We start from the raw sequence: 26,302 nt of genomic DNA, 5'->3' as shown, positions 1-26,302 counted from the left end.
TCTAGGGGCCCGGTTCCTTCGCTTGTAGGTGTAGCCGGTAAGACCCTAAAGAAACGCGGCGCCTGGCGCCAAATGACTGAGAGATTAAGCGGCCAACCCATGCCGGGTTGGGCATGTGGTTTTAGAGGGCTGAGGCATGTCGAGAGTCTGTCAAGTTACCGGTAAGGGTCCGGTGACTGGGAATAACATTTCCCACGCAAATAACAAAACCCGTCGTCGTTTCCTGCCGAACCTGCAGCATCACCGCTTCTGGGTTGAAGAAGAGAAACGTTTCGTCCGTCTGCGCGTATCTGCTAAAGGCATGCGCATCATCGACAAGCGTGGCATCACTGTCGTGCTGGCTGAATTGCGCCGCGCTGGCACAATCTAAGGAGCTATATCATGCGTGAATTGATTCGAATGATCTCTAGCGCCGGTACTGGTCACTTCTACACTACCGACAAGAACAAGCGTACTACCCCGGACAAGCTCGAAAAGAAAATGTTCGACCCGCGCGTTCGCAAGCACGTGATCTACAAAGAAGGCAAAATCAAGTAATTGATTTTCCTCCTTGTGAAAAAAAGCCCGTATCTCACGATTCGGGCTTTTTTTTGCCTGCGATTTACCGGTCAGGCTTTCTGTTCGAACACCACGTAGATCTTGCGGCACGGCTCCAGCACTTCCCAGGTGCCGCTGAACCCGGCCGGGATCACGAAACGGTCGCCGGCGCGCAGGGTCTTGGCGTTGCCATCGGCATCTCGTAGCACCGACACGCCCTGCACAATCTCGCAGTATTCGTGTTCGGTGTAGCTAACCTTCCAGTGCCCGACTTCACCTTCCCACACGCCCGCGCTCATCTGGCCGCAGGGGCTGTTGTAGTGGTTGTAGATCGTCTGTTCGGGATCGCCCTTGAGGATTTTTTCGGCGGCAGGGCGGTAGCGCTCGGCGGCGGTCTTGGCTTGGCTGAAGTCGACGATGTCCTGGATGCTCATGTGCGTGTCCCGTCTGGCCTGCGGTTGGAGAGCCCAAAGTCTATGTTTATTAAAATGAACATCGCAAGGGCGTTTACTGGCGTTATGTCAAATATATTGAAACACCCCCAGCCGCTGGTTTAGGGTGGCAGCTGCCTTGCGCCGAACCATTGGCTGGCGGGCAAGAATTCTTTGAGGCTGCCGTGGGACATCCCCTGGCTCTCGTATTCAATAAGAGGAGGACACTCGCATGACCACCCTGACCCGTGCCGACTGGGAACAACGCGCCAAGGATCTGAAGATCGAAGGCCGCGCTTACATCAATGGCGAGTACACCGCCGCCGCTTCCGGTGACACCTTCGAATGCATCAGCCCGGTCGACGGCCGCCTGCTGGCCACCGTTGCCAGCTGTGACGTGGCCGACGCCCAGCGCGCCGTTGAAAACGCCCGCGCCACTTTCAATTCCGGTGTGTGGTCGCGCCTGGCGCCCGCCAAACGCAAATCCGCCATGCTGCGTTTCGCAGCCTTGCTCAAGGCCAATGCCGAAGAGCTGGCGCTGCTCGAAACCCTGGACATGGGCAAGCCAATCAGCGACTCCCTGAACATCGACGTACCCGGCGCGGCGAATGCCCTGAGCTGGAGCGGCGAGGCCATCGACAAGATCTACGACGAAGTTGCCGCCACCCCGCACGACCAGTTGGGCCTGGTGACCCGCGAACCGGTTGGCGTGGTTGGCGCGATCGTGCCGTGGAACTTCCCACTGATGATGGCCTGCTGGAAGCTCGGCCCGGCGCTGTCCACCGGTAACTCGGTGATCCTCAAGCCGTCCGAAAAATCCCCGCTGACTGCCATCCGCATCGCGGCCCTGGCCGTTGAAGCCGGTATTCCAAAAGGTGTGTTCAACGTGCTGCCAGGTTATGGCCACACGGTCGGCAACGCGCTGGCGCTGCACATGGACGTCGACACCCTGGTGTTCACCGGCTCCACCAAGATCGCCAAGCAGCTGTTGATCCGCTCCGGCGAATCGAACATGAAGCGCGTGTGGCTGGAAGCGGGCGGCAAGAGCCCGAACATCGTGTTTGCCGATGCACCGGACCTGCAAGCTGCTGCCGAATCCGCCGCTGGCGCTATCGCGTTCAACCAGGGCGAGGTCTGCACCGCCGGTTCGCGTCTGCTGGTCGAGCGATCCATCAAGGACACATTCCTGCCGCTGGTGATCGAAGCCCTCAAGGGCTGGAAGCCCGGCAACCCTCTGGACCCGGCCACCAACGTCGGCGCACTGGTGGACACCCAGCAAATGAACACCGTGCTGTCCTATATCGAAGCCGGTCATGCCGATGGCGCCAAGTTGGTCGCCGGTGGCAAGCGCACGCTGGAAGAAACGGGTGGTACTTACGTCGAACCGACGATTTTCGATGGCGTGACCAATGCCATGAAGATCGCCAAGGAAGAGATCTTTGGCCCGGTCCTGTCGGTGATCACCTTCGACAGCGCCGAAGAAGCGGTCGCCATTGCCAACGACACCATCTACGGCCTGGCCGCAGCGGTGTGGACGGCGGATATCTCCAAGGCCCACCTGACTGCCAAGGCCCTGCGCGCCGGTAGCGTATGGGTGAACCAGTACGACGGCGGCGACATGACCGCGCCGTTTGGTGGCTTCAAGCAGTCGGGCAACGGTCGCGACAAGTCGCTGCATGCGTTCGACAAGTACACCGAACTGAAGGCGACCTGGATCAAGCTCTAAGCAACACCGCTGATTCCTGTAGGAGCGAGCTTGCTCGCGAAGAACTAGAAGGCGCCGCGTTTATCCAGGATAGGCGCGTCATCGTTAACGTTTTTCGCGAGCAAGCTCGCTCCTACAGTTCGTTTTGCACTCCCTGAAAATTATCCACAGGAGCGTGGAAATGCGTTGGGCGACTTATTTCGCCGTCCTGGCTTCGGTGCTCAGCGTCGGTTTGGCCCTGGGCGTCAGTATGCCGCTGGTGTCCCTGCGCCTCGAAAGCTGGGGCTACGGCAGTTTCGCTATCGGCGTGATGGCAGCCATGCCGGCCTTTGGCGTACTGCTCGGCGCGAAAATCTCCAGCCGCATGGCCTCATGGCTCGGCACCGCCAACCTCATGCGCCTGTGCCTGTGGGCGGGTGCGGTGTCCATCGGCTTGCTGGCGATCCTGCCCAGCTACCCGGTCTGGTTGGTGCTGCGCCTGATGATCGGCGTGATTCTGACCATCGTGTTTATCCTCGGCGAAAGCTGGATCAACCAGTTGGTGGTGGAGCAGTGGCGCGGCCGGCTGGTGGCGCTGTATGGCTGCAGTTATGCCTTGAGCCAACTGTCAGGCCCGTTGCTGCTGGGCTTGATCGGCACCGACCATGATTATGGCTTCTGGGTAGGCGTGGGCTTGTTGGTGGTGGCGCCATTCCTGTTGCTGGGCCGCTCCGGCGCGCCAAGCGCCGAGTCCTTCAGCGTGACCTTCGCGCAACTGTGGCGCTTCTGCCTGAGCCTGCCGGCGATTGCCTGGGCAGTGGCGTTATTCGCCGCTTTCGAGGCGATGATTCTGACGTTGTTGCCGGTGTATTGCCTGCAACAAGGCTTCACTGCTGAGATTGCCTTGGCGATGGTCAGCACCGTAGTGGTCGGCGACGCGCTGCTGCAGCTGCCCATCGGCGCACTGGCCGATTACCTGCCACGGCGCACGTTGTTCCTGGCGTGTGCAGTGCTGTTGCTGGCGTCGAGCCTGGCCATTCCGTTGTTGATGCATACCACGCTGGTCTGGCCGGTATGGGTCGTGTTCGGTGCGAGTGCGGGTGGCTTGTTCACGCTGTCGCTGATCCTGATCGGCGAGCGTTACCGCGACGATGCGCTGGTGCGTGCCAATGCGCATGTGGCGCAGTTGTGGGGGATCGGTTGCCTGGTCGGCCCACTGGTGGCGGGTGCCGGGAGCCAGTGGATCAGCGGGCATGCATTGCCGTTGCTGATGGCCGCGGGGGCGCTGGGCCTGGTGCTGCTGTTGCTGCGCCAAGGTGCATTCGGTGCAACACAGCCTGCCCTGTAGGAGCTGGCAAGCCGGTTCCTACAACATGCGTTCCAAGCCTACTGAGGTGGCGAACCAGGCATTGAACCGTCGCCACCAACTGCCTGGCTCACGGGTCAGGGTGTGCAGTTGACCGTTGTCTTCGGTCACCCACACTACTTGGCCGTCCTGCAGTTTCGCCTCATAGCTCAAGGGTGGCGCCATGCCTTGCAGCGCCAGGTTGCGCACGTGCTCTGCCAGCTCCGGGCTGTCGACCAGTACACCCACTTCGGTATTCCACAGCACCGAGCGCGGGTCGAAGTTGAATGAACCGATAAACGACTTCTCCCGATCAAAGATCATCGCCTTGCTGTGCAGGCTCGAATCCGAGCCCCGGAAGGTGCCGCGACGAAACAGGTGTGGGCCGCTGCCGCCACTGGGGTCGCCCGGTTGGCGGCGCAACTCGTAGAGTTTCACGCCGTGCTCCAGCAGCGCCTTGCGATAGGGCGCATAACCGCCGTGCACGGCAGGCACGTCGGTAGCTTCCAGGGAGTTGGTCAGCAGGCTCACCGACACACCGGCATCGGCGCGCCCGGTCAGGTACACCAGCCCAGGTTGCCCTGGCACGAAGTACGCCGAGATCATCATCAGTTCATGGTTGACGCCTTCCAGCTCCGGCGCCAGTTGCGTGGTGAGCAACAACCGAGGGTCCGGATCGGCCTTGGCCAGCACCTTGCTTGGCGCGTCCCACAGCGCCTGGTTCCAGGCCCAGATCAGCTCGCGGCGCCAGGTGTCCATGCGCGGTTGGGTCTGATAGGTGCGCAAGCGGTTGTACAGCGCGTGGTTCTGTTGTCGCGACTCGGCCAGGGACGCTTCCAGGCGCACGCGCGCGGCGGTCAGGTCGCCTTTGGAGGGCGTATTGGAGACGAAGTCGTCAATCGGCTTGCTCAGCGCGCTGTTCCAGTACTGGTCGAAACTGTGACCCAGCTGTTCGGCCACCGGGCCCACGCTGAGCATGTCGATGTCGGTGAAGTTCAGGTTGGGCTCAGCGTCGAAATACTCATCCCCCAGGTTGCGCCCGCCGACGATGGCCACACTGTTGTCCGCCAGCCACAACTTGTTGTGCATGCGCCGATGTTGCAGCGACAGGTTGAACAACCGGCCCATGGCTCGCGTAACGCCTGTGCTGCGCCCCAGATGCAGGGGATTGAACAGGCGGATCTCGATCCTGGGATGGGCGGCTAGGGTAGCGATGATCTGGTCGAGGCCGTCGCTGGTGGTGTCGTCCAGCAGGATGCGCACGCGCACGCCGCGGTCAGCAGCCTTGAGCAGTTCGTCCACCAGCATACGGGTGCTGATGCCGTCGTGCACGATGTAGTACTGCAGGTCGAGGCTGGTCTGGGCGTTGCGGATCAGCTCGGCGCGGGCCATGAAAGCCTCGCTGCTGTTGGGCAGCAGGCGAAAGCCGGAGCGGCCTTGATACGGTGCCGCCTGGGCCTGGATCGAGCGGCCGAACGACGATTGCGCGGCGGGCAGGGCGTCGCTGGGGATGCGCGGCGTGCTCACCGTCGCGCAGCCGCCCAGAGCCAGGGCTCCCAACAGGAAAAACGGTAATAGCCGTTGAATCATCAAGGGAGTTGCTTCCAGATCAGGACGGTTGTCGGCATATGACGGCAAATTCCCGCGAAAGGTCAGTCGGCGGCCTCGGCCAGCATCTTGATTGCGGCAGTGCCCACCTTGCGCACGGCTTCTTCAATCTGCGGGGTCGGTTTGGCAGCGTAGTTCATGCGCAGGCAGTTCCGGTATTTGCCCGACGCCGAAAAGATGCTGCCGACTGCCACCTGTACGCCTTGCTCCACCAACACGCGGTTGAGCTTGAGCGTGTCGAAGCCTTCCGGCAGCTCGATCCAGAGCATGAAACTGCCTTGAGGCCGGCTGGCGCGGGTGCCTGCCGGAAAGTAGCGGCTGACCCAGTCGATCATCAAGTCACGATTGCGCTGGTATTGGGTACGCATCCGCCGCAAATGCGGTTCGAAGTGGCCACCTTTGAGGAACTCGGCGATGGCGATCTGCGGTTGTGTTGCGGTGGAGCCGGTGCTGATGTATTTCATGTGCAGCACCCGCTCCAGGTAGCGGCCCGGCGCGACCCAGCCAATGCGCAAGCCCGGCGCCAGGGTTTTCGAGAATGAGCTGCACAGCACTACACGGCCGTCCTCATCGAAGGATTTGATAGTGCGCGGGCGTGGGTAGCTGTAGGCCAGTTCGCCATAAACATCGTCTTCGATGATCGCCACGTCAAAGCGTTGGGCCAGGGTCAGCAGCGCCTTTTTGCGCGCCTCGGGCATGATGTAGCCCAGGGGGTTGTTACAGTTGGGGGTCAGCTGGATGACTTTGATCGGCCACTGTTCCAGCGCCAACTCCAGGGCTTCGAGGCTGATGCCGGTGATCGGGTCGGTGGGGATTTCCAGGGCTTTCATGCCCAGGCCCTTGAGGGTCTGCATGGCGCCGTGGAAGCTCGGCGAGTCCACCGCGACGATGTCACCAGGCTCGCAGATCGCATGGATGCTGGCGGACAGCGCCTCATGGCAGCCGGTGGTTATTACGATGTCCTCGGCCGTCAGTTGGCAGCCGGAGTCCAGTGACAGTCGAGCGATCTGCTCGCGTAACTCCATACAGCCGAGGATATTGTCGTAATACAGGCCCGGCAGATCCTGGCGGCGGCTCACGCGAGCCAGGCTACGCAGTAGCGGCTTCATGGTCGGCGACAATACATCCGGCATGCCGCGCCCCATCTGTATGACATCTTTGCGCGGGACTGCGCGAACCAGCTCCAGTACCTGGTCCCACTGGGATATCTCCACAGGCCGCTGTGCCGGACGGCCAACTTCGGGCAGGGCCGGCAACTCGCGGCCGACTGGCACGAAGTAGCCGGATTTCGGCTTCGGCATTGCCAGGCCGTTGTCTTCCAGCAAGCGATAGGCCTGCTGCACGGTGCTCAGGCTGACCCCGTGTTCCACGCTTAAAGCCCGTACAGAAGGCAGCCTGTCTCCAGGGCGATAGAAGCCCTGTTCGATGCGGGTGCCCAGTAATTCGGCGAGGTTCATGTACAGGGTCATGGCGGTCGCTCCCGAGAAACCATTACAGATCGCCCGAAAATACAGGATTCAGCCGCCGATAGGCAGTATCTGTATGGATTTAATAAATTCGGGTTGAATCTGTAATGGTTTGTGCCCTGCGCCCATCCTTGTCACTCAAGGCAACAAGGCAAATGAGGGGCGGCAAAATGAACGGCATGAGCGATGTGCGGCTGGCGCTACACGGTCAGGAACTGCAGGCAGGACAAGAGCGGGCGACGGCGCCGCGCGATATCAGCCGCTGGGGTCTGTTCTGGCACCGTCGTCACACGCGCAAGGCGTTGCTGCATCTGACCCGCGAACAACTGCGCGATGTCGGGTTGACCGCCGAACAGGCGCGCCAGGAAGGTCTCAAGCCCTTCTGGCGCGACTGAATCACACCAGCTCTTTGAGGCGATGCCACAACATCCCCAGTGCCAACAGCGGCGAGCGCAGGTGCTTGCCGCCGGGGAAGGTGATGTGCGGCACCTGGGCGAACAGGTCGAAGCGCCCCTGTTGCTGGCCACTGATGGCTTCGGCCAGCAACTTGCCCGCCAAGTGGGTGGCGTTGAGGCCATGGCCGGCGTAGGCCTGGGCGTAATACACGTTGGGTTGGTCGGCCAGGCGGCCAATCTGAGGTAAACGGTTGGCGCCGATACCGATCATGCCGCCCCATTGATAATCGATTTTAACGTCCGCCAATTGCGGGAAAACCTGGAGCATTTTCGGACGCATGTAGGCGCCGATGTCCTTCGGATCGCGACCGGAGTAGTGACAAGCGCCGCCGAACAGCAGTCGACGGTCGGCGGACAGTCGGAAGTAATCCACGGTGACACGCTGGTCGCACACCGCCATGTTCTGCGGCAGCAGGTGGGCGGCCTGCACTTCGCTCAACGGCTCGGTGGCGATGATGTAGCTGCCGGCGGGCAACACTTTGCCGCTCAGGTGTGGGTTGAGGCCATTGAGGTAAGCATTGCACGCCAGCACCAGGGTCTTGGCGCGCACGTTGCCCTGAGCGGTGTGCACGTTGACTTCGGGGCCGTAGTCGATACGGGTGACTTCAGACCGCTCGAACAGCTTCACGCCCAGTTGCTGCGCGGAGGCGGCTTCGCCAAGGGCCAGGTTCAGCGGGTGCAGGTGACCGGAACCCATGTCGATCATGCCGCCCACGTAGCGGTCCGAACCGATTACGCTGCTCATCTCGTTGGCTTGCAACAGGCGCACTTCGTGGCGATAACCCAGGCCACGCAGCTCTTCGGCGTCTTCGGCCAGGCCTTGCAGGTCGCGAGGCTTGTTGGCGAGGTCGCAGTAGCCCCAGCTCAGGTCGCAGGGAATCTGGAAGCGTTCGACGCGCTCACGCACGATCTCCACGGCTTCCAGGCCCATCAGCTTCATCTGGCGCACGCCATCGGTGCCGATCACATTGGCGAACTGGTCCAGGCCATGGCCGACGCCACGGATCAACTGGCCGCCGTTGCGTCCGCTGGCGCCCCAGGCGACCTTGCGCGCCTCCAGCAACACCACGCTGAAACCCCGCTCGGCCAGTTCAAGCGCCGTGTTCAGCCCGGAAAAACCGCCGCCCACCACGCATACATCGGCCGTCACTTCGCCGGTCAGCACCGGGTAATCGGGTTGCGGCACGCTGCTGGCGGCGTAATAGGACGGGGTGTGCCGGGCGCTGGCAGTCATGGGGAGCATCCCTGTTTGGAAAATTTGACGCAGGATACAGTGGTCGGATGAAGCTGTCTGCGCAGGGCGTTTTGCGGCAGAATCCACGCCTATTCGCCGTTCGGTATGTGTTTCGATGAGTTGCAACAGTCAGAAAATTAGCGCACTGCGTCGGCAGATTCCTTCGTTCGAGTGCGTCCCCGGTTGCCACGACTGCTGTGGGCCGGTGACCACGTCACCCGAGGAAATGTCGCGCCTGCCGCGCAAGACCGCCGCCGAGCAAGATGCGGCCATGGATGAACTGAACTGTGTGCACCTGGGCCCCAACGGCTGCACGGTGTACGACGAGCGACCGTTGATCTGCCGGCTGTTTGGCACCACCAAGGCCTTGCCGTGCCCGAATGGGCGGCGCCCGGTGGAGCTGATTCATCCGCGGGTGGAGAAGCAGATCCATGAGTACATGGCGAGCACGCGGCAGGTTTTGGTTTAGCCCGCTCTTCAGTCCGGAATCGGCAGGTTAAGGCTCTCCTTCACCTCTTCCATCACGATATAGCTCTTGGACTCCCGTACATGGGGCAGTTTGAGCAGGATATCGCCCAGCAGTTTGCGGTACGACGCCATCTCGGAAATCCGTGCCTTTACCAGGTAATCGAAGTCGCCTGATACCAGGTGGCACTCCAGCACATGGGGCAGTTTCAGCACCGCGCGGCGAAACTCCTCAAAGGTGTCGCCGGACTTGTAATCGAGGCTGATCTCGACAAATACCAGCAAACTGCCCTTCAAATGCTGCGGGTTGAGCCGCGCGTTGTAGCCCATGATGATCCCTTCGCGCTCCAGCCGGCGCACACGTTCGGTACAGGGCGTGGTCGACAGCCCGACTTTTTCCCCCAGCTCCGTGAACGAAATACGCCCATCGGTTTGCAAGATGCGCAGGATGTTGCGATCGATCTTGTCCAGCTCCCGCTTGGTCTGGGTGTTGGTACGCATAGGGGATACGCCTCTGTGAAAAGGGTTTTTGCCGAGAATTGTCGCCAAATATAGGCAGTTATATAGTGAAATGCACTGGCAATTGTTTTTTAAACTGCGCTCATCATTGCTCGAATAACACACGTCAGCGGCCATGCCCGCGATGAGGATATAAAAATGCGCGTTCTGGTCTTGGGTAGCGGCGTCATTGGTGTGACCAGTGCCTACTATTTGGCGCGGGCCGGCTTTGAAGTGGTGGTCGTCGACCGTCAGCCCGCCGCTGCCATGGAAACCAGTTTCGCCAACGCCGGCCAGGTGTCCCCAGGCTATGCGTCGCCATGGGCTGCGCCGGGCGTGCCGCTCAAGGCCATCAAATGGCTGTTGCAACGCCACGCGCCGCTGGCGATCAAGGCCACTGCCGATATCGACCAATACCTGTGGATGGCGCAGATGCTGCGCAACTGCACCGCCAACCGTTATGCGGTGAACAAGGAGCGCATGGTGCGCCTGTCCGAGTACAGCCGTGACTGCCTCGACGAACTGCGCGCAGAAACCGGCATTGCCTACGAAGGCCGCAGCCTCGGGACGACCCAACTGTTCCGCACCCAGGCGCAGCTGGATGGTGCGGCCAAGGACATCGCTGTGCTGAAGGAGTCCGGCGTGCCGTTCGAAGTCCTCGACCGCGCTGGCATTGCCCGCGTCGAGCCGGCCCTGGCCAGCGTCACCGATATCCTCGCGGGCGCCTTGCGCCTTCCGAACGACCAGACCGGCGACTGCCAGATGTTCACCACCCGCCTGGTCGAGATGTGCAAGCATCTGGGCGTGGAGTTCCGCTTCGAACAAGACATCCAGCGTCTCGACTACGCCGGTGACCGCATCAACGGCGTGTGGATTGATGGCAAGCTGGAAACCGCCGACCGCTACGTGCTGGCCCTCGGCAGCTACTCGCCGAAGTTGCTCAAGCCGCTGGGGATCAAGGCACCGGTGTACCCACTCAAGGGTTACTCGCTGACCGTGCCGATCACCAACCCGGCCATGGCGCCGACTTCGACCATTCTCGACGAGACGTACAAGGTCGCGATCACCCGTTTCGACAACCGCATCCGCGTCGGCGGCATGGCTGAGATAGCCGGTTTTGACCTGTCGCTGAATCCACGTCGGCGCGAAACCCTGGAGATGATCGTCAACGACCTTTATCCTCAGGGCGGCGATTTGACCGAAGCCAGTTTCTGGACCGGTCTGCGCCCGACCACGCCCGACGGTACGCCGATTGTCGGTGCCACCCCGTTCAAGAACCTGTTCCTGAATACCGGCCACGGCACCCTCGGCTGGACCATGGCCTGTGGTTCCGGTCGCTTGCTGGCCGACCTGATGGCGAAGAAAACCCCGCAGATCAGTGCCGAAGGCCTCGATATTTCCCGTTATGGCAACCACCAGGAGTCCGCACAACATGTCAATCCAGCGCCAGCTCACCAATGAGCGCATGAGCCAGATCGTTGTCCACAGCGGTACCGTGTATCTGGCCGGGCAAGTCGGCGACGACATGAACGCCGGGATTGAACAGCAGACCCGTGAAACCCTGGCCAATATCGAGCGTTTGCTCGACCTGGCTGGCACTGACAAGAGCAAGCTGCTGTCGGTGACGATCTACCTTAAAGACATCGACGCGGATTTCGCCGGCATGAATGCGGTGTGGGACAAATGGCTGCCCAAGGGTGTTGCGCCTGCCCGCGCCACCGTTGAAGCTAAGCTGTGCGAACCGGAAATCCTGGTAGAGCTGTCCGTCGTGGCGGCCTTGCCTTAAACCCAGATCCCTCTCCCGGTGCCGACGTTGTCGGTCGGTGCCGGTTTTTTTCACTTTGCCGCCTAGAAGCCTGCCGCCATGCGTCCTGCCCGTGCCCTGATCGACCTCCAAGCCCTGCGCCACAACTATCAATTGGCCCGTGAAGTCACGGCGGCCAAAGCCCTTGCCGTGGTCAAGGCCGATGCCTACGGGCACGGCGCCGTGCGCGTGGCCCAGGCGCTGGAAGGCGAAGCGGATGGGTTTGCAGTGGCCTGCATCGAGGAGGCACTGGAACTGCGCGCTGCCGGAATTCGCGCGCCAGTGCTGCTGCTGGAAGGCTTTTTCGAGGCTGACGAGCTGCCGCTGATCATCGAGCATGATTTCTGGTGCGTGGTGCATTCGCTGTGGCAGTTGGATGCGATTGAGCAAGCCAAGCTGAGCAAACCGCTGACTATCTGGCTCAAACTCGATTCCGGCATGCACCGTGTTGGCCTGCATCCGAAGGATTATCAGGAGGCTTACCAACGCCTGCTGGCCAGTGGCAAAGTCGCCAAGATCGTTTTGATGAGCCACTTCGCGCGCGCCGATGAACTCGACTGTGTGCGCAGCGATGAACAGGTCGCGGTGTTCGAGGCGGCGCGACAGGGCTTGTCGGCTGAGGTTAGCCTGCGCAATTCGCCATCGGTGATGGGCTGGCCGAATGTGTCCAGCGACTGGGTGCGCCCCGGCATCATGCTTTACGGCGCCACGCCGTTTGGCGAAGACCAGGCCGTGGCCGCGCGTTTGCAGCCGGTGATGACCTTGGAGTCCAAGGTGATCTGCGTGCGTGAACTGCCGGCTGGTGAGCCGGTGGGTTACGGCGCCAAATTCATCACGCCCAAACCGATGCGCATCGGCGTGGTTGCCATGGGTTATGCCGATGGCTACCCGCGTCACGCGCCGACCGGTACGCCGGTATGGGTGGCGGGGCAGCGCAGCCATTTGCTGGGCCGCGTGTCCATGGACATGCTGTGCATCGACTTGACGGACGTACCCCAGGCCGGGCTCGGTTCCACGGTGGAGCTGTGGGGTAAAAACATCCTCGCCAGTGACGTCGCGGTCGCCGCCGAGACCATTCCTTACCAGCTGTTTTGCAACCTGCGCCGCGTGCCAAGGCTCTATTCCGGGGCTTGATCGTCCGGTACGAACACAACCGCCCGGGATTTAGGCCCAAGTGTTGTAAATACTGAACGCTGTCGCCATGATAACGCTCAATTACAACAAAGCCTGAATTCTAGGAGGCTCCTGCATTGGACGTCGGCGAACGACTGCAATCCATCCGTAAACTGAAGGGTCTTTCCCAGCGCGAGCTCGCCAAGCGCGCGGGTGTCACCAACAGCACCATTTCGATGATCGAAAAAAACAGCGTCAGCCCCTCGATCAGCTCCTTGCGCAAGGTGCTGGGCGGCATCCCCATGTCCATGGTCGAGTTCTTTTCCGAGGAGATCCTCCAGGAAATACCGACGCAGATCGTCTATAAAGCCAATGAGCTGATCGACATCTCTGACGGCGCCGTCACCATGAAACTGGTAGGCCGGGCTCACCCCAGCCGGGCGATTGCGTTTCTCAACGAAATCTACCCACCGGGCGCCGACACGGGCGAAGAAATGCTCACTCACGAAGGCGAAGAAACCGGGATTCTGGTGGAAGGTCGCCTGGAGCTGGTGGTCGGTCTTGAAACTTTTGTGCTCGAAGCGGGCGATAGCTACTACTTTGAAAGTACCAAGCCCCATCGTTTTCGCAATCCGTTCGACGTGCCGGCGCGACTAATCAGCGCAGCCACCCCCGCGAACTTTTAAGAAAAGAGGCGTCCTGCCAGCGTTGCAGAGACTCCCGTAGCTGTATCCGTGAAGCCGAATCTCCCTTTATTTAATAGGGTTGTTTCGGCCGGGCGGGCTAACCGTTATACTTTCGCCGCCTGCGAAACCGTGGCCGCAGGCGTGAATAGCCACCATTGAGGGTGAACGCGTGAACCTAATTATGAAAATGCTGGCTGCACCAGCAACCGTACTGGCCCTATGGGCTGTCAGCGCTCAAGCTGCGACCAATGATGACATTGCCAAGCGCCTGGAGCCTGTCGGCCAGGTATGTGTCCAAGGCCAGGAGTGCAAGGGCATGGAAGTGGCGGTCGCCGCAGGCGGCGGCGCTGCGAAGACGCCGGATGAGATCATCGCCAAGCATTGCAACGCTTGCCACGGCACCGGCCTGTTAGGTGCGCCAAAAATCGGCGACACCGCTGCCTGGAAAGAACGCGCCGACCATCAAGGCGGCCTGGATGGCATCCTGGCCAAGGCGATTACGGGCATCAATGCCATGCCACCCAAAGGCACCTGCTCCGACTGCTCGGATGACGACCTCAAAGGTGCGATCGAGAAGATGTCCGGCTTGAAATAAACCGATCTTCGCCAAAAAGCCGCTTTCGAGCGGCTTTTTTGTACCCGTGATTTGTGTTTCAGCGCTGTTCTTTGCAGCAAAGACCCGGCAAGCTCGGTCCAACCCCTAATCATGGAATGTTCAGGAGGGTCGGATGGTGCAGTTGTGTTCAATCGAGCAAGCAGTTGACGATGTACTGGAACGGTTGCCGGCACATATCCATATGGGCATGCCGTTGGGCTTGGGCAAGCCGAACCTGTTTGCCAACGCGCTATACCGGCGCGTCGCCAAGTTGCCGGAGCGGGCACTGACGATCTACACAGCGCTGAGCCTGGGCCGGCCGACGATGGGCGATGGTTTACAGAAACGCTTTCTCGAACCCTTTATCGAGCGGGTGTTTGGCGATTATCCCGAGCTGGATTTCCTGGCCGACCTGCACAAAGACAGCCTTCCGAAAAATATCCATGTGCAGCAGTTCTTCATGCAGCCCGGCAGCTTGCTGCACAGCGAGTCGGCGCAGCAGGATTACGTGAGCAGCAACTACAGCCACGCTGCCCGCGACATCAACGCAGCGGGCCTGAACCTGGTCGCGCAGCTGGTCGCCAGCAGCAGCGAACACCCGGATCGCCTTAGCCTGAGCTGCAACCCGGATATCACCCTTGACCTATTGCCCATGATTGCCAAGCGTCGTGAGGCCGGCGAAACCATTCTGGTGGTCGGCCAGGTTCACAGTGACTTGCCCTACATGCCCGGGGACGCTGAACTGGGCATGGACGCTTTCGATTACCTGATCGATGAAAAAGACAGCACCACGTTGTTCTCCACGCCGAATATGCCGGTGGGTTTCCAGGACCACTTTATCGGCATGCATGCCAGCACCCTTGTGCGCGACGGCGGCACCTTGCAGATCGGCATCGGCTCCATGGGTGATGCGCTGACGGCCGCGCTGTTGGCCCGCCAGGCGGACAATGAATCCTATCGACTGCTGCTGACAGACCTCGATGTGTACCAATGGGCGCCGTTGATCAGCCGCGAAGGCGGCGTCGATCCGTTCGCCCGTGGCCTTTACGGTTGCAGCGAAATGTTCGTCAACGGCCTGCTGGTGCTGGCGGACGCAGGGATTATCCGCCGCAAGGTCTACCCCGACGTGGCGACACAGGAGCAAGCCAACGCCGGTTTGCTGGATGATGCCGCACAGCCGGATGGCATTTCGATCCACGGCGGTTTCTTCCTCGGCCCGCGAAGTTTCTATCAGCGCCTGCAGGAAATGACCCACGCCAAACGCCTCGAATTCAACATGACCCGCATCAGCTACATCAACGAACTGTACGGACAGGAAGAACTCAAGCGCCTGCAGCGCGTGGATGCGCGCTTTATCAACAGCGCGATCATGGTGACGTTGCTCGGCTCGGGCGTGGCCGATCAGTTGGAGGATGGTCGTGTACTCAGCGGCGTGGGCGGGCAGTACAACTTCGTTGCCCAAGGCCATGCGCTGGAAGGTGCGCGCTCGATCCTGATCCTGCGCAGCTGGCGGGAGTCGGCGGGGGAGGTCAGCTCCAATATCGTCTGGGACTATGGCCACTGCACGATTCCTCGGCATCTGCGGGACATTGTCATCACCGAGTACGGCATTGCTGACTTGCGCGGGCAGACAGATGCCAAGGTGATCGAGGCGTTGCTCAATATCGCCGACTCACGCTTCCAGGATGATTTGATCGAACAGGCGCAGAAGGCCGGCAAGTTGCCCAAGGATTTCAAGCTGGACCCGCGTTTTGCCGATAACACGCCCGAGCGGCTACAGGCGATTCAAGCGCGCCATCGTCGGCTGTTCCCGGAGTATCCGCTGGGCAGCGATTTTACGGATGAAGAGCGGGATTTGTTGCGCGCGCTGAACTGGCTCAAGAGCAAATTCAAGCTCACTGAGATTCTGGAGTTGGGCAAGGCGGCGTTGGATGCGCCGGAGCCGGAGGCGTTTCCCAAGCATCTGGAGCGTATGGGATTGAATAAGCCCGATGGGCTGAAAGAAGATTTGTATCAGCGGCTGTTGCTCGCTGGCCTGCAGGCCACCGCGAATTAGCCAGCAGCGCCGGGCTTTTGTGGTGAGCGGGCTTGCCCCGCGCGAGGCAAGCTCGCTCACTACAAAAATACCGCCAGGCGTGATTATTCGATGAAGGTCACTACGCCGCCTTCCAACGATTTCACCCGTGCCAGGGATTCCACTCGGTATCCCTGCGCATCCAACTCTGCACGGCCACCCTGGAACGACTTCTCGATCACAATCCCCAAACCGGCGACGGTCGCGCCGGCCTGTTTGATGATCGAGATCAGCGCCTGGGACGCCTTGCCATTGGCCAAGAAATCATCGATCACCAGCACGCGGTCGCTGCTGGTCAGGTGGCGAGGGGAAATCGCCACGGTGCTTTCGACCTTCTTGGTGAAGGAATACACCGTCGCCGACAGCAGGTTTTCCGTGAGGGTCAGGGATTGCTGCTTGCGTGCAAAGATCACCGGTACACCCAGGTTCAGGCCGGTCATGATCGCCGGGGCGATGCCGGAGGCTTCGATGGTGACGATCTTGGTGATGCCCGAATCCTTGAACAGTGCGGCGAATTCGTCGCCGATCAGTTTCATCAGTGCCGGGTCGATCTGGTGGTTCAGAAAGGCGTCGACCTTGAGTACCTGATCGGAAAGCACGATGCCTTCTTCGCGAATTTTCTTGTGCAGTGCTTCCACGGAAAGCTTCCTCTAATGGCGCGGTGCGCGCCGAAAGTAGATTAAAAAGTAGTCGATTCTAGCGCTTTAACATCGCGCGTATATCCGCCAAGGCGGTGTTGCCGCGAACGGCCTTCACCTCAGTCGGGGTGTCGTCATTGCCTTCCCAGGCCAGGTCGTCCGGCGGCAGTTCGTCGAGGAACCGGCTGGGGGCACAATCGATGATTTCGCCGTATTGCTTGCGCTTGGCGGCAAAGGTGAAGGCCAGCGTCTGACGCGCGCGGGTAATGCCCACGTAGGCCAGGCGGCGTTCTTCTTCGATGGTGTCGGCTTCGATGCTGGAGCGGTGCGGGAGGATTTCCTCTTCCATGCCCATGATGAACACGTAGGGGAATTCCAGACCCTTGGACGCATGCAAGGTCATCATCTGCACGCCTTCGGCGCCGTCTTCCTCTTCCTGCTGGCGCTCGAGCATGTCGCGCAGCACCAGCTTGCCGATGGCGTCTTCGACGGTCATTTCGCCGTCTTCGTCTTTTTCCAGGGTGTTCTTCAGTGCCTCGATCAGGAACCAGACGTTGCTCATGCGGTAATCCGCGGCCTTGTCGCTGGAACTGTTGGTGCGCAGCCAGTTTTCGTAGTCGATGTCCATGACCATGCTGCGCAGGGCGCTGATCGGGTCTTCGCCGGCGCACTGCTCGCGCACCTTGTCCATGAAGCGCTTGAAGCGCGACAGGCGATCGGTGAAGCGCGTGTCCAGGTGTTCGCCCAGGCCGATTTCGTCAGTGGCGGCGTACATCGAGATCTTGCGTTCGGTGGCGTAGTTACCGAGTTTTTCCAGGGTGGTGGAGCCGATCTCGCGGCGCGGCACGTTGATCACGCGCAGGAAGGCGTTGTCGTCGTCCGGGTTTACGATCAGGCGGAAGTAGGCCATCAGGTCTTTCACTTCCTGGCGTCCGAAAAAGCTGTTGCCGCCCGACAGGCGATACGGCACCTGGTGATGCTGTAATTTCAGCTCGATCAGCTTGGCCTGGTAGTTGCCGCGGTACAGGATCGCGAAATCGCTGTAGGGCCGGTCGGTGCGCAAGTGCAGGCTGAGGATTTCCACGGCCACGCGCTCGGCTTCGGCGTCTTCGTTGCGGCAGCGGATCACGCGGATCTCGTCGCCGTGGCCCATCTCACTCCACAGTTGTTTTTCAAACTCGTGGGGGTTGTTCGAGATCAACACGTTGGCGCAGCGCAGGATGCGGCTGGTGGAGCGGTAGTTCTGCTCCAGCATCACCACTTTCAGCGACGGGTAATCGTCCTTGAGCAGCATCAGGTTTTCCGGGCGGGCGCCGCGCCAGGCGTAGATCGACTGGTCATCGTCGCCGACCACGGTGAATTGGTTGCGCTTGCCGATCAGCATTTTCACCAGCAGGTATTGGCTGGCGTTGGTGTCCTGGTATTCGTCCACCAGCAGGTAGCGCACCTTGTTCTGCCATTTTTCGAGGATGTCGGCGTGTTCTTCGAACAGCTTCACCGGCAGCAGGATCAGGTCGTCGAAGTCCACCGCGTTGAACGCCTTGAGCGTGCGCTGGTAGTGGGTGTAGACGATGGCGGCGGTCTGTTCCTTGGGGTTGCGTGCGTTTTCCAGCGCCTGGGCGGGCAGGATCAGGTCGTTTTTCCAGGCGCCGATCATGTTCTTGATCTCGTCCACGCCGTCGTCGCCTGCGTACTCTTTTTGCATGATGTCGGTCATCAGCGACTTCACGTCGGTCTCGTCAAAGATCGAGAAGCCCGGCTTGTAGCCCAACCGCACATGCTCCTTGCGGATGATGTTCAGCCCCAGGTTGTGGAAGGTGCACACAGTGAGGCCACGGCCTTCGCCACCCTTGAGTAGGGTGCCGACGCGCTCTTTCATTTCCCGCGCCGCCTTGTTGGTAAAGGTCATGGCGACGATGTACTGGGCGCGGATGCCGCACTGCTGGATCAAGTGCGCGATCTTGCGGGTGATCACGCTGGTCTTGCCGGAGCCTGCACCGGCGAGCACCAATAGAGGGCCGCCGACGTAGTTCACGGCTTCTTGCTGCCGGGGATTGAGTCGGGACATACGGAATTTTAGGAGTCGTTGTTCAAAAGGGCGGGCATTTTAACAGGCTCGCAGGATTCTGCTCTGTCAGAACGACAGTGTGACGTACCGCTCGATCTAAATTTGCCGGTTTTGATACTTTGCCGCAGGATGTCGGGGTTGTTTGCGACTAATGTTTACAGTTCGCGTGTTTGATAACCCCTATCATTGGTGATTATCCGGCCGCGCGTCATAATGCCCGCCGCCACGAAATTTTGCAGAGTCTAGGGAGCTAGCTTGTCTACGCCTGTCGAACCCTTGCGTTTGCTGCTGCTGGCCGATGAGCCGGCGTGGGCAGCGTTGTTGCGCGAGTGCCTGGCGCCGATGGGCGATGGGGCTGTGCTGATCAGCGCACCAAATTGGGAGTCCGTGAGCCGTCTGTTCGATGACGACCACAGCGCCGTGCTGTTGACCACGCCCAGCCTGCAACCCGGCCCTGGGCGCTGCAGCCTGCCGTGCGTATTGCTGTTGGAGCAGGAACCGTTGCTTGCGCCGCTTGGCGTCAGCGATTGGCTGGTACGGGATGTATTGGACGCCGATACAGTGCGCCGCTGCCTGCGCCACGTCCGCGAGCGCGGTGTGCTGGAAAACACCCTGCAACGCCTGGCCGAACAGGACCCGCTGACCGGCATCGCCAACCGCCAGGGTTTTCAGACCTTGCTCGCCGCGCGGTTGGCCGAGAACGAAGGCCGTGGCCTGGCCCTTGGTCACCTGGACCTCGACAATTTTCGCCACGCGAACGATGCCCTCGGCCACCAGGCCGGCGACCGGTTGATCCTGCAAGTGGTTTCGCGGCTCAAAAGCCAGCTTGAGGTCGGGGACCAACTGGCGCGCCTGGGTAGCGACGAATTCGCCCTATTGATCGACACCCGCCGCGCGCCCCAGCGTGCCGAGTGGATGGCCGAGCGCATCACCGAAGTCATGGCCGAACCCTATTGGGTGGATGGCGAAAGCCTGCTGATCGGCTGCAGCCTGGGCGTGGCCCATGCCCGCGCCCGTGCCGGTGCCGACCCGCTGATGTGGCACGCGCATATCGCCATGCAACAGGCCAAGAGCACCCAGGGCTGCACCTTTCATATTTTCAACGAACGCATCAACCGCAACGCGCGCAGCCTGGCCGACCTGGAAAGTGAATTGCGCCGCGCCTTGCGGCGTGACGAACTGGAGCTGCATTACCAACCGCGCCTGGACCTGGACGACGGGCATATCGTCGGCCTTGAAGCCCTGGTGCGCTGGCGGCATGGCGAGCGCGGCCTGTTGCCGCCGAGTGAGTTCGTGCCCCTGGCTGAGCAAAGCGGCCTGATCGTGCCGTTGGGCTACTGGGTCATCTCCCGCGCCCTGCGCGATATGCAGGACCTGCGCGAACGTGGCCTGCCGCCGCTGCACATGGCGGTCAACCTGTCGTTCCGCCAGTTCCAGGACAGCCAGTTGCTCTCCACCCTCAGTCGGCTGATTGCCGAGCGGGGCGTGGAGGCGCAGTGGCTGGAGTTTGAACTCACCGAAACCGCCGTGATGCGCCGCAGCGATCTGGTCAAGCAGACCATGGACGCCCTCGGCCGCCTCGGCGTGCGGTTTTCCCTGGATGACTTTGGCACCGGCTTCTCATCGTTCGTGCACCTCAACAGCCTGCCGATTGCTCTGTTGAAGATCGACAAGAGCTTTGTCGGTGGCATGGAAGAGCGTGAAGAGAACCGCAAGTTGGTGCACGCGATGATCAATCTGGCGCACAACCTCAATCTGGAAGTGGTTGCCGAAGGTGTGGAAACGCCGGAGCAGTTGGCGTTGTTGAGGCTGTTTGGTTGTGACCAGGCCCAGGGTTACCTGATCAGCAAGCCGCTGCCGCTACCGGAGTTGGTGGAGTACCTGACGTTCGGGAAAAGCCAGCAGGCCTTGCTGGGATGAACGGGTTGCGAACCCAGTCAACTGTAGGAGCCGGCTTGCCGGCGATAGCGGTGTATCAGTATCAGATGTTCTGACTGACACGCCGCCATCGCCGGCAAGCCGGCTCCTACAGGTTAATGCGCGGTGTGGAGTGCCTGGTGAGGTTCCGGCTCCTGCCGAATCATGCGCTTCATCTTCGCTTCAAACGCCCAGGTCAGGCTGACTGCCGCGCACGCCAGGCCCAGGGCCAAGCCCCACCATACGCCGGTCGGCCCCCAGCCCAGGGTGAAGGCCATCAGCCAGGCCGACGGTGCCCCAATCAGCCAATAGCAGCCCGCTCCGATCAGGAAGGTGGTCTTGGCGTCCTTGAGTCCGCGAATGCAGCCCATGGCGATGGTTTGCACGCCGTCGAACAGTTCGAACCACGCCGCCACGGCCAGCAGGCTGACGGCCAGGACGATCACGTCGTGGAACGCCGGGTCGTTATGGTCGATGAGCAGGCCGATCAACGGGTCGGAATAAAGCCACAGCATGGCGGCAAATCCCAACATCACTGCTGCGCCAAATCCTATGCCGACACGCCCGGCCAGGCGTGCCTGCAGCAACTGCCCGGCGCCGTAATGCTGGCCGATGCGCATGGTCACCGCGTAAGACATCCCCGCCGGCACCATAAACGCCACCGACACAATCTGCAGCGCGATCTGGTGCGCCGCCAACTGCGTGCTACCCATGGTGCCCATGCACAGCGCCGCAAAGGCAAACAACCCGACCTCCACCGCATAGGTGCCGCCAATCGGCAGGCCCAGGCGCCACAACTCGCGCAGGTACTGGGTATTGAGGCGCATCAGGCCGGGGGCCAGTGGGTAGGCGGCATAGGCGCGGTTGCTGCGGATGTACCACATCAGCGCCAGTGCCATGCCGTTCGCGACGATGGCGGTGACCAAGCCGATGCCCATCAGGCCGAGTTTGGGCAGTCCGAACATGCCCTCGATCAGTGCGTGGTTGAGCAGATAATTCAGTACTGTGCCGCCGAGGCTGATGATCATCACCGGAGTGGCTTTGCCGATGGCGCTGGTAAAGCCGCGCAAGGCCATGAAGCTCAAGTAGCCGGGCAGCGCGAACGGCAGGATCGTCAGGAATTGCCCGGCCGACTGCACGTTGGTTTCCGTCTGGCCGAATATCAGCAGCAGCGGCTTGAGGTTCCACAGCAGCAAGCCAGCCGCCAAGGCCATCAGCCAGGCGAGCCACAGTCCGGCCTGGGTAAGGCGGGTAGCCCCTTCGATATCACCGGCGCCGTGACGGATAGCGACAAGCGTGCCCACGGCGGCAATCACGCCGATGCAGAAAATCGACACGAACGAATAGCTCGCTGCGCCCAGGCCTCCACCGGCCAGGGCTTCGGGGCTCAGGCGCGCCATCATCAGGGTGTCGGTCAGCACCATCAGCATGTGCGCCAACTGTGAGGCAATCAACGGCCCTGACAACCGCAGAATGGCCCAGAGTTCGGTACGTGCCGGATGTTGCATGATCATCACACTCGAGAAATCGGAGGATTGGGGAAGGGCTGATTCTCGGCGCTCTCAGCTCATTGCACAAAGGGATAAATGCGATCGTTCACATGATTAAAACTCATACCTGTTCGATTCTGGTAGGGTTTGCGCATTGCGCTGTCGGAGCCTTCCCTATGTCCCGTCGTCTTCCTCCTCTTTACGCTTTGCGGGCTTTTGAGGCCGCTTCCCGGCACAACTCCTTCACCCGCGCGGCGGAGGAGTTGTCGATCACGCAAAGTGCGGTGAGCCGACATATCCGCACGTTGGAAGAGCACTTCGCCTGCCGCCTGTTCCAGCGCAGTGGCCGCACCTTGCAGCTCACCGAAGCGGCGCGCCTGCTATTGCCCGGCGTGCGCGAAGGTTTCGCCGCGCTGGAGCGGGCCTGCCATACCTTGAATGCCGAAGACGACATCCTGCGCATGAAGGCGCCGTCCACCCTGACCATGCGTTGGCTGTTGGCGCGGCTCAGCCGTTTCCGGGCATTGCAGCCAGGCAACGAAGTGCAACTGACCAGCGCCTGGATGAGTGTGGACGAGGTGGATTTCAACCAGGAGCCGTTCGACTGTGCGGTGCTGCTGAGCTACGGGCATTTTCCGGCGGATTGGGAGGCCAGTTATCTATTTCCGGAATTGCTGATCCCCGTAGGTGCGCCAAATCTGCTGGAGGATGGGCCCTGGGATGCGGCGCGCCTGGCCACCGCCGAACTGCTGCACCCCACGCCTGACCGTCGCGATTGGCGCAACTGGCTGGAGCGCATGGGCTTGTCATCCCAGGTGTCGCTCAAGGGCGGACAGGTGTTCGACACCCTCGAACTGGGCATGATCGCCGCCGCGCGAGGTTACGGCGTCTCCATGGGAGACTTGCTGATGGTGGCCGAAGATGTGGCCCAGGGGCGGCTGAGCCTGCCCTGGCCGACGGCGGTCGCCAGTGGCGAAAATTATTACCTGGTGTGGCCGAAAACCCGCCCCGGCGGCGAGCGATTGAGGCGTTTGGCGGAGTTTCTGCAGGCCGAGGTCAAGGCGATGGAACTGCCGCCAGTCGAACGCCTCGATTGAGTGCTCGCAGACCATTCTTGCAATCGTTTGCGCGATACCCCTGTGATTCGCTCAAGTATTGCCTCGGCCCGCCGAAGTAGGTGTGTTGGAACCATCGTGCACCAACGCTACCCACTAGATAATTTGCCGAGCAGCGCTATGAGATCAGGATGATCCTGGCCTCGGCCAGGAGCTGTCATGTCTCAACCTCGTGCTCGGATTGCCTCCCAGTTAGGCCTCGCGTTAGCGGTGATTCTGGCTGTCGTCATCAGCGGCAGTACGGTGTTTGCCTTGCGTTCTCTCGACTCCGCCAACCTCGCGACCCGCGAGGAACACCTGGCCAGTGAGGCGCGCTTGCTCGCCGACCAACTCAATACCTTCCACAGCACCTTGCGCGAAAGTACCCAGCGTTTGAGCGGGCTGTTTGAAAAGCGCTTCGGCGCGGGCTTGAGTGTGCATGCAGACCAGCCGGTGACTGTGGCTGGGGTACAAACCCCTAGCCTGTACCTGGGCAGTGAAGTGCTGAACAACAACTTCGATGAAGTGGATGAGTTCAAGCAGATGTCCGGCGGCGTGGCCACGGTGTTTGTGCGCAGCGGCGAAGACTTCATCCGTATCAGCACCTCCTTGACCAAGCAGGACGGCAACCGTGCCATCGGTACGGTGCTGGATCGTCAGGGGCCAGCCTATCAGCGCGTGCTCGGCGGCCAGACCTACATCGGCCGTGCGGTGTTGTTCGACCGCTCCTACATGACCCAGTACAGCCCGGTGCGTGACAGCAGCGGCCAGGTCATCGCCGTGTTGTTCATCGGGTTTGACTACACCGATGCGCAGAATGCCCAGTTCGAGAACCTCAAGCGCTTCCGTATCGGCCAGACCGGCTCCCTGGCGTTGCTGGACGAGCAGAAGCGCTGGCTGGTGCCGCCGGCTGGTGTGCAGGCGCTGGACCAAGCGATCCCGGTGATGCTGGACCTGGCCAAGGCGCCGGGTTCGGGCCGCTTCTGGGCGGACAAGAACGAAGATTTCTACAGCGTCTCGGTGCCCTTCGAAGGCGGGCCATGGGCAGTCGTCGCGAGCATGCCCAAGGCTGAGATTCGCTCGGTGACGTGGGACGTCGGCATCCGCCTGGTGATCGGTAGCGTCCTGGCCATGTTGCTGGCGGTCGGCGCAACGGTTTGGCTGCTGCGTAGCAAATTAGCGCCGTTGGGCGACCTGGTGCGCCAGGCCGAAGCCTTGGGTGCGGGTGACTTGAGCGCACGCCTGAATGTGTCCAGCCATGACGAAATCGGCCAACTGGCGCGCAGCTTCAACCAGATGGGTGAAGCGCTGTCGACCATGGTCTCGCATATCCGCAAGGCGGCCGAAGAGGTCAACAGCCGCGCCCAGGCGTTGTCCGGGTTGTCCGGTGGTGCGTATGAAGGCATGGAGCAGCAGTCCGGCGAGATCACCAGCATGGCCGGCGCGGTAGAAGAGTTCAGCGCCACCTCGCTGAACATCGCCGACAATATGGGCAGCACCGAACGGCTGGCCCAGGAAAACGCCCAGCAAACCCGTATCGGGCGCAACTCGATGCAAGAGGCTTCGTCGTCCCTGGAACACATCGCCACCGCCCTGAACAGCACTGCCACGGTGATCAACACTCTCGGCCAGCGCTCCCAGGAAATCGGCGGGATCGTCGGTGTGATCACCTCGATTGCTGAACAAACCAACCTGCTGGCACTCAACGCCGCCATCGAAGCCGCACGCGCGGGTGAGCAAGGCCGAGGCTTTGCCGTGGTCGCCGATGAGGTACGCAACCTGGCGTCGCGTACCCGCGAGGCCACCGACGAGATCTCCGGGATGATCCAGAGCATCCAGCAGGAAACCGGCAACGCCATCAGCACCATGGAGCGCGGCAATATGTTGATGCAGGAAGGCCTTTCGCGTAACGCCGACGTGGCGTCGGCCCTGGCGCGCATCGACGAGCAAAGCCGCTCGGCCGGTCAGCAGTTCGCGGCGATCACCACCGCCACCCAAGAGCAGAGCAGCACCGCAACCTTGCTCAGCAGCAACCTGCAGAGCATCGCGCTGGCCAACAGCGAGCAGCGCGAAGTGGTGTCGAACCTGGCGATCACCGCCAAGGAACTGGAGACCCTGGCGGCAGGCTTGCGGCATGAGGTGGATCGGTTTCGTTGAGACCTAGCGGTCGCCCAGCCCTGGGTCCACGCGCTTGCCGATGTCCTTGAGGCGCGCCAGTTGGTCGACCATGCCTGGGGCTTCGTCCATGCTGGTGACGAAGGTCCACAGGTAAGTCATGACCGCGTACACGTGGCCGGCCTTGACGGCGGGGGACAAGGCCAGTTGGCTGATGGCGACCACAAAGAGCAAGGCGGCCAGCGTACCGAGAAACAGGTACGCAGCGGCCTCGCGGTCTGACAGCCAGATCCGCAGGCGCGACAGCACCTGGTAGTGGCGGCGCAAGGTCGGCGCACCGACTTTTTCCACCAGGTCGATTTCCTTTTCCAAGCGGTTGTTCAGGCGCTCATGCAGCTCTTGGTTACGTTGGGCAAAGCGCGGCAACAGCGTGATGCACAGCACCAGTGCGCCCAAGCACGCAAGGCCGACCCAGGGCTCGATCACGATCAGCATCACCGCCGCGCCAATAATCGATACCAGCGCCGTGGCGATGATCGGCACGTGTTTCTCAAAGAAGTCGACGAATTCCCGTGCGAGCACCACCCGTGCCGCTGACTTGGAGGTGCTGTGGTTCTGCAGGCGCTGGTTCAGGATCACCGGCACCGCCAGGTCGGCGTAGATCCGGGTGAAGGTTCGGGTGTCCAGCGCCCGGCGTGCCGCACCGACGACCCAGAACGCCAGGACCACGGCGGCATAGAACAGAGCGTTGCTGGCATCGCCACGGATGATTGCATCCACCGCAAACCCGGCAAACAACGGGTATGCCAGCAGCAGGGCATTTTCCAGTGCAACCAATGACAGCGTGCCGAACAGCTTGCCGGGATAGGCTTTGGCGATCGCCTTGAGGGTCTGGCCGGCGGATTGCTGGCCGATTTTCTTGCTTTCTTCGATCAGGATTTGAGGAGTGACGGATGTCATGGGTGCACCAAGGGGATGATAGACG

At 61.2% G+C, this 26,302-nt stretch carries 24 protein-coding genes; 15 read left to right on the top strand and 9 right to left on the bottom strand.

Features of this window, described 5'->3' with window-relative positions:
• The first annotated feature begins 136 nt into the window (after positions 1-136).
• Together rpmB and rpmG are read left to right on the top strand one after the other, a co-directional pair.
• Entirely contained in the window at positions 137-370 is a 234-nt protein-coding gene (gene rpmB, locus U367_RS0120910) for a 50S ribosomal protein L28 (protein ID WP_010207494.1), read from the top strand.
• Between the two features lie 11 nt (positions 371-381).
• Entirely contained in the window at positions 382-537 is a 156-nt protein-coding gene (gene rpmG, locus U367_RS0120905) for a 50S ribosomal protein L33 (protein ID WP_003176906.1), read from the top strand.
• A 71-nt stretch (positions 538-608) separates the two neighbouring features.
• On the opposite strand, the gene U367_RS0120900 is transcribed toward rpmG, so the two are convergent.
• A complete protein-coding gene (locus U367_RS0120900; RefSeq protein ID WP_028618470.1) occupies positions 609-971 on the bottom strand; it encodes a cupin domain-containing protein in 363 nt (120 codons plus the stop codon).
• A 229-nt stretch (positions 972-1,200) separates the two neighbouring features.
• Between U367_RS0120900 and U367_RS0120895 the strand changes: the two genes are divergently transcribed.
• Both U367_RS0120895 and U367_RS0120890 read left to right on the top strand, forming a co-directional pair.
• On the top strand, positions 1,201-2,694 hold the full coding sequence (locus U367_RS0120895) for an aldehyde dehydrogenase (protein WP_028618469.1): 1,494 nt from the start codon (positions 1,201-1,203) through the stop codon (positions 2,692-2,694).
• Between the two features lie 160 nt (positions 2,695-2,854).
• Positions 2,855-4,000: an MFS transporter gene (locus U367_RS0120890; RefSeq protein ID WP_028618468.1), complete on the top strand. Its 1,146-nt coding sequence runs from the start codon at positions 2,855-2,857 to the stop codon at positions 3,998-4,000.
• Between the two features lie 18 nt (positions 4,001-4,018).
• Here U367_RS0120890 and U367_RS0120885 read toward each other — a convergent pair whose 3' ends face one another.
• Together U367_RS0120885 and U367_RS0120880 are read right to left on the bottom strand one after the other, a co-directional pair.
• Positions 4,019-5,587 carry a phospholipase D family protein gene (locus U367_RS0120885; RefSeq protein ID WP_028618467.1) on the bottom strand — a complete coding sequence of 523 codons (1,569 nt, stop codon included), beginning with the start codon at positions 5,585-5,587 and terminating at the stop codon, positions 4,019-4,021.
• Positions 5,588-5,649: 62 nt separating this feature from the next.
• On the bottom strand, positions 5,650-7,074 hold the full coding sequence (locus U367_RS0120880) for an aminotransferase-like domain-containing protein (RefSeq protein ID WP_028618466.1): 1,425 nt from the start codon (positions 7,072-7,074) through the stop codon (positions 5,650-5,652).
• A gap of 167 nt (positions 7,075-7,241) precedes the next feature.
• On the opposite strand from U367_RS0120880, the gene U367_RS0120875 reads away from it, so the two are divergent.
• Positions 7,242-7,466 (top strand): DUF1127 domain-containing protein, encoded by a 225-nt coding sequence (locus tag U367_RS0120875; protein WP_016975915.1) that lies wholly within the window; start codon positions 7,242-7,244, stop codon positions 7,464-7,466.
• A gap of 1 nt (position 7,467) precedes the next feature.
• Here the strand turns inward: U367_RS0120875 and U367_RS0120870 are convergent, their stop codons facing one another.
• Positions 7,468-8,760, bottom strand: coding sequence for an NAD(P)/FAD-dependent oxidoreductase (locus U367_RS0120870; RefSeq protein WP_028618465.1), 1,293 nt, complete (start codon positions 8,758-8,760; stop codon positions 7,468-7,470).
• A gap of 115 nt (positions 8,761-8,875) precedes the next feature.
• On the opposite strand from U367_RS0120870, the gene U367_RS0120865 reads away from it, so the two are divergent.
• The gene (locus U367_RS0120865; protein ID WP_028618464.1) at positions 8,876-9,229 is read left to right on the top strand and encodes a YkgJ family cysteine cluster protein; all 354 of its coding nucleotides are present in this window, start codon (positions 8,876-8,878) and stop codon (positions 9,227-9,229) included.
• Positions 9,230-9,237: 8 nt separating this feature from the next.
• On the opposite strand, the gene U367_RS0120860 is transcribed toward U367_RS0120865, so the two are convergent.
• Positions 9,238-9,726, bottom strand: coding sequence for an Lrp/AsnC ligand binding domain-containing protein (locus U367_RS0120860; protein ID WP_003176896.1), 489 nt, complete (start codon positions 9,724-9,726; stop codon positions 9,238-9,240).
• A 156-nt stretch (positions 9,727-9,882) separates the two neighbouring features.
• Here U367_RS0120860 and dadA point away from each other — a divergent pair, with 156 nt between their 5' ends.
• From dadA to U367_RS0120830, 6 genes are all read left to right on the top strand, one after another.
• The gene (dadA, locus tag U367_RS0120855; RefSeq protein ID WP_028618463.1) at positions 9,883-11,184 is read left to right on the top strand and encodes a D-amino acid dehydrogenase; all 1,302 of its coding nucleotides are present in this window, start codon (positions 9,883-9,885) and stop codon (positions 11,182-11,184) included.
• Complete coding sequence (locus tag U367_RS0120850; RefSeq protein WP_028618462.1) at positions 11,156-11,509, top strand: RidA family protein; 354 nt, start codon at positions 11,156-11,158, stop codon at positions 11,507-11,509. The genes dadA and U367_RS0120850 overlap by 29 nt, the downstream gene beginning before the upstream one ends.
• A 78-nt stretch (positions 11,510-11,587) precedes the next feature.
• Positions 11,588-12,661, top strand: a complete 1,074-nt coding sequence (gene alr / locus U367_RS0120845; protein WP_028618461.1) for an alanine racemase — start codon at positions 11,588-11,590, stop codon at positions 12,659-12,661.
• Positions 12,662-12,777: 116 nt separating this feature from the next.
• Positions 12,778-13,326 carry a cupin domain-containing protein gene (locus tag U367_RS0120840; RefSeq protein ID WP_003176893.1) on the top strand — a complete coding sequence of 183 codons (549 nt, stop codon included), beginning with the start codon at positions 12,778-12,780 and terminating at the stop codon, positions 13,324-13,326.
• A gap of 181 nt (positions 13,327-13,507) precedes the next feature.
• On the top strand, positions 13,508-13,921 hold the full coding sequence (locus tag U367_RS0120835; protein WP_016975909.1) for a c-type cytochrome: 414 nt from the start codon (positions 13,508-13,510) through the stop codon (positions 13,919-13,921).
• Between the two features lie 133 nt (positions 13,922-14,054).
• Positions 14,055-15,977 (top strand): acetyl-CoA hydrolase/transferase C-terminal domain-containing protein, encoded by a 1,923-nt coding sequence (locus U367_RS0120830; protein WP_028618460.1) that lies wholly within the window; start codon positions 14,055-14,057, stop codon positions 15,975-15,977.
• An 83-nt stretch (positions 15,978-16,060) separates the two neighbouring features.
• Here the strand turns inward: U367_RS0120830 and U367_RS0120825 are convergent, their stop codons facing one another.
• On the bottom strand, positions 16,061-16,633 hold the full coding sequence (locus U367_RS0120825) for a xanthine phosphoribosyltransferase (RefSeq protein WP_025856334.1): 573 nt from the start codon (positions 16,631-16,633) through the stop codon (positions 16,061-16,063).
• A 58-nt stretch (positions 16,634-16,691) separates the two neighbouring features.
• Positions 16,692-18,701, bottom strand: coding sequence for a DNA helicase Rep (gene rep, locus U367_RS0120820; RefSeq protein ID WP_028618459.1), 2,010 nt, complete (start codon positions 18,699-18,701; stop codon positions 16,692-16,694).
• 255 nt (positions 18,702-18,956) lie between these two features.
• Between rep and U367_RS0120815 the strand changes: the two genes are divergently transcribed.
• Positions 18,957-20,621, top strand: coding sequence for a putative bifunctional diguanylate cyclase/phosphodiesterase (locus U367_RS0120815; RefSeq protein WP_028618458.1), 1,665 nt, complete (start codon positions 18,957-18,959; stop codon positions 20,619-20,621).
• 113 nt (positions 20,622-20,734) lie between these two features.
• Here U367_RS0120815 and U367_RS0120810 read toward each other — a convergent pair whose 3' ends face one another.
• A complete protein-coding gene (locus tag U367_RS0120810) occupies positions 20,735-22,132 on the bottom strand; it encodes a NorM family multidrug efflux MATE transporter (RefSeq protein WP_028618457.1) in 1,398 nt (465 codons plus the stop codon).
• A 152-nt stretch (positions 22,133-22,284) separates the two neighbouring features.
• Here U367_RS0120810 and U367_RS0120805 point away from each other — a divergent pair, with 152 nt between their 5' ends.
• A complete protein-coding gene (locus U367_RS0120805) occupies positions 22,285-23,205 on the top strand; it encodes a LysR substrate-binding domain-containing protein (protein ID WP_028618456.1) in 921 nt (306 codons plus the stop codon).
• A 177-nt stretch (positions 23,206-23,382) separates the two neighbouring features.
• Complete coding sequence (locus U367_RS0120800) at positions 23,383-25,359, top strand: methyl-accepting chemotaxis protein (RefSeq protein ID WP_028618455.1); 1,977 nt, start codon at positions 23,383-23,385, stop codon at positions 25,357-25,359.
• Positions 25,360-25,362: 3 nt separating this feature from the next.
• On the opposite strand, the gene U367_RS0120795 is transcribed toward U367_RS0120800, so the two are convergent.
• Positions 25,363-26,277: an ABC transporter six-transmembrane domain-containing protein gene (locus U367_RS0120795; protein WP_028618454.1), complete on the bottom strand. Its 915-nt coding sequence runs from the start codon at positions 26,275-26,277 to the stop codon at positions 25,363-25,365.
• Between the last annotated feature and the right edge of the window lie 25 nt (positions 26,278-26,302).

Origin of the sequence: Pseudomonas canadensis (assembly GCF_000503215.1) — a bacterium.
Lineage (GTDB): Bacteria > Pseudomonadota > Gammaproteobacteria > Pseudomonadales > Pseudomonadaceae > Aquipseudomonas > Aquipseudomonas canadensis.
This window is presented reverse-complemented; position numbering and strand designations above follow the sequence as displayed.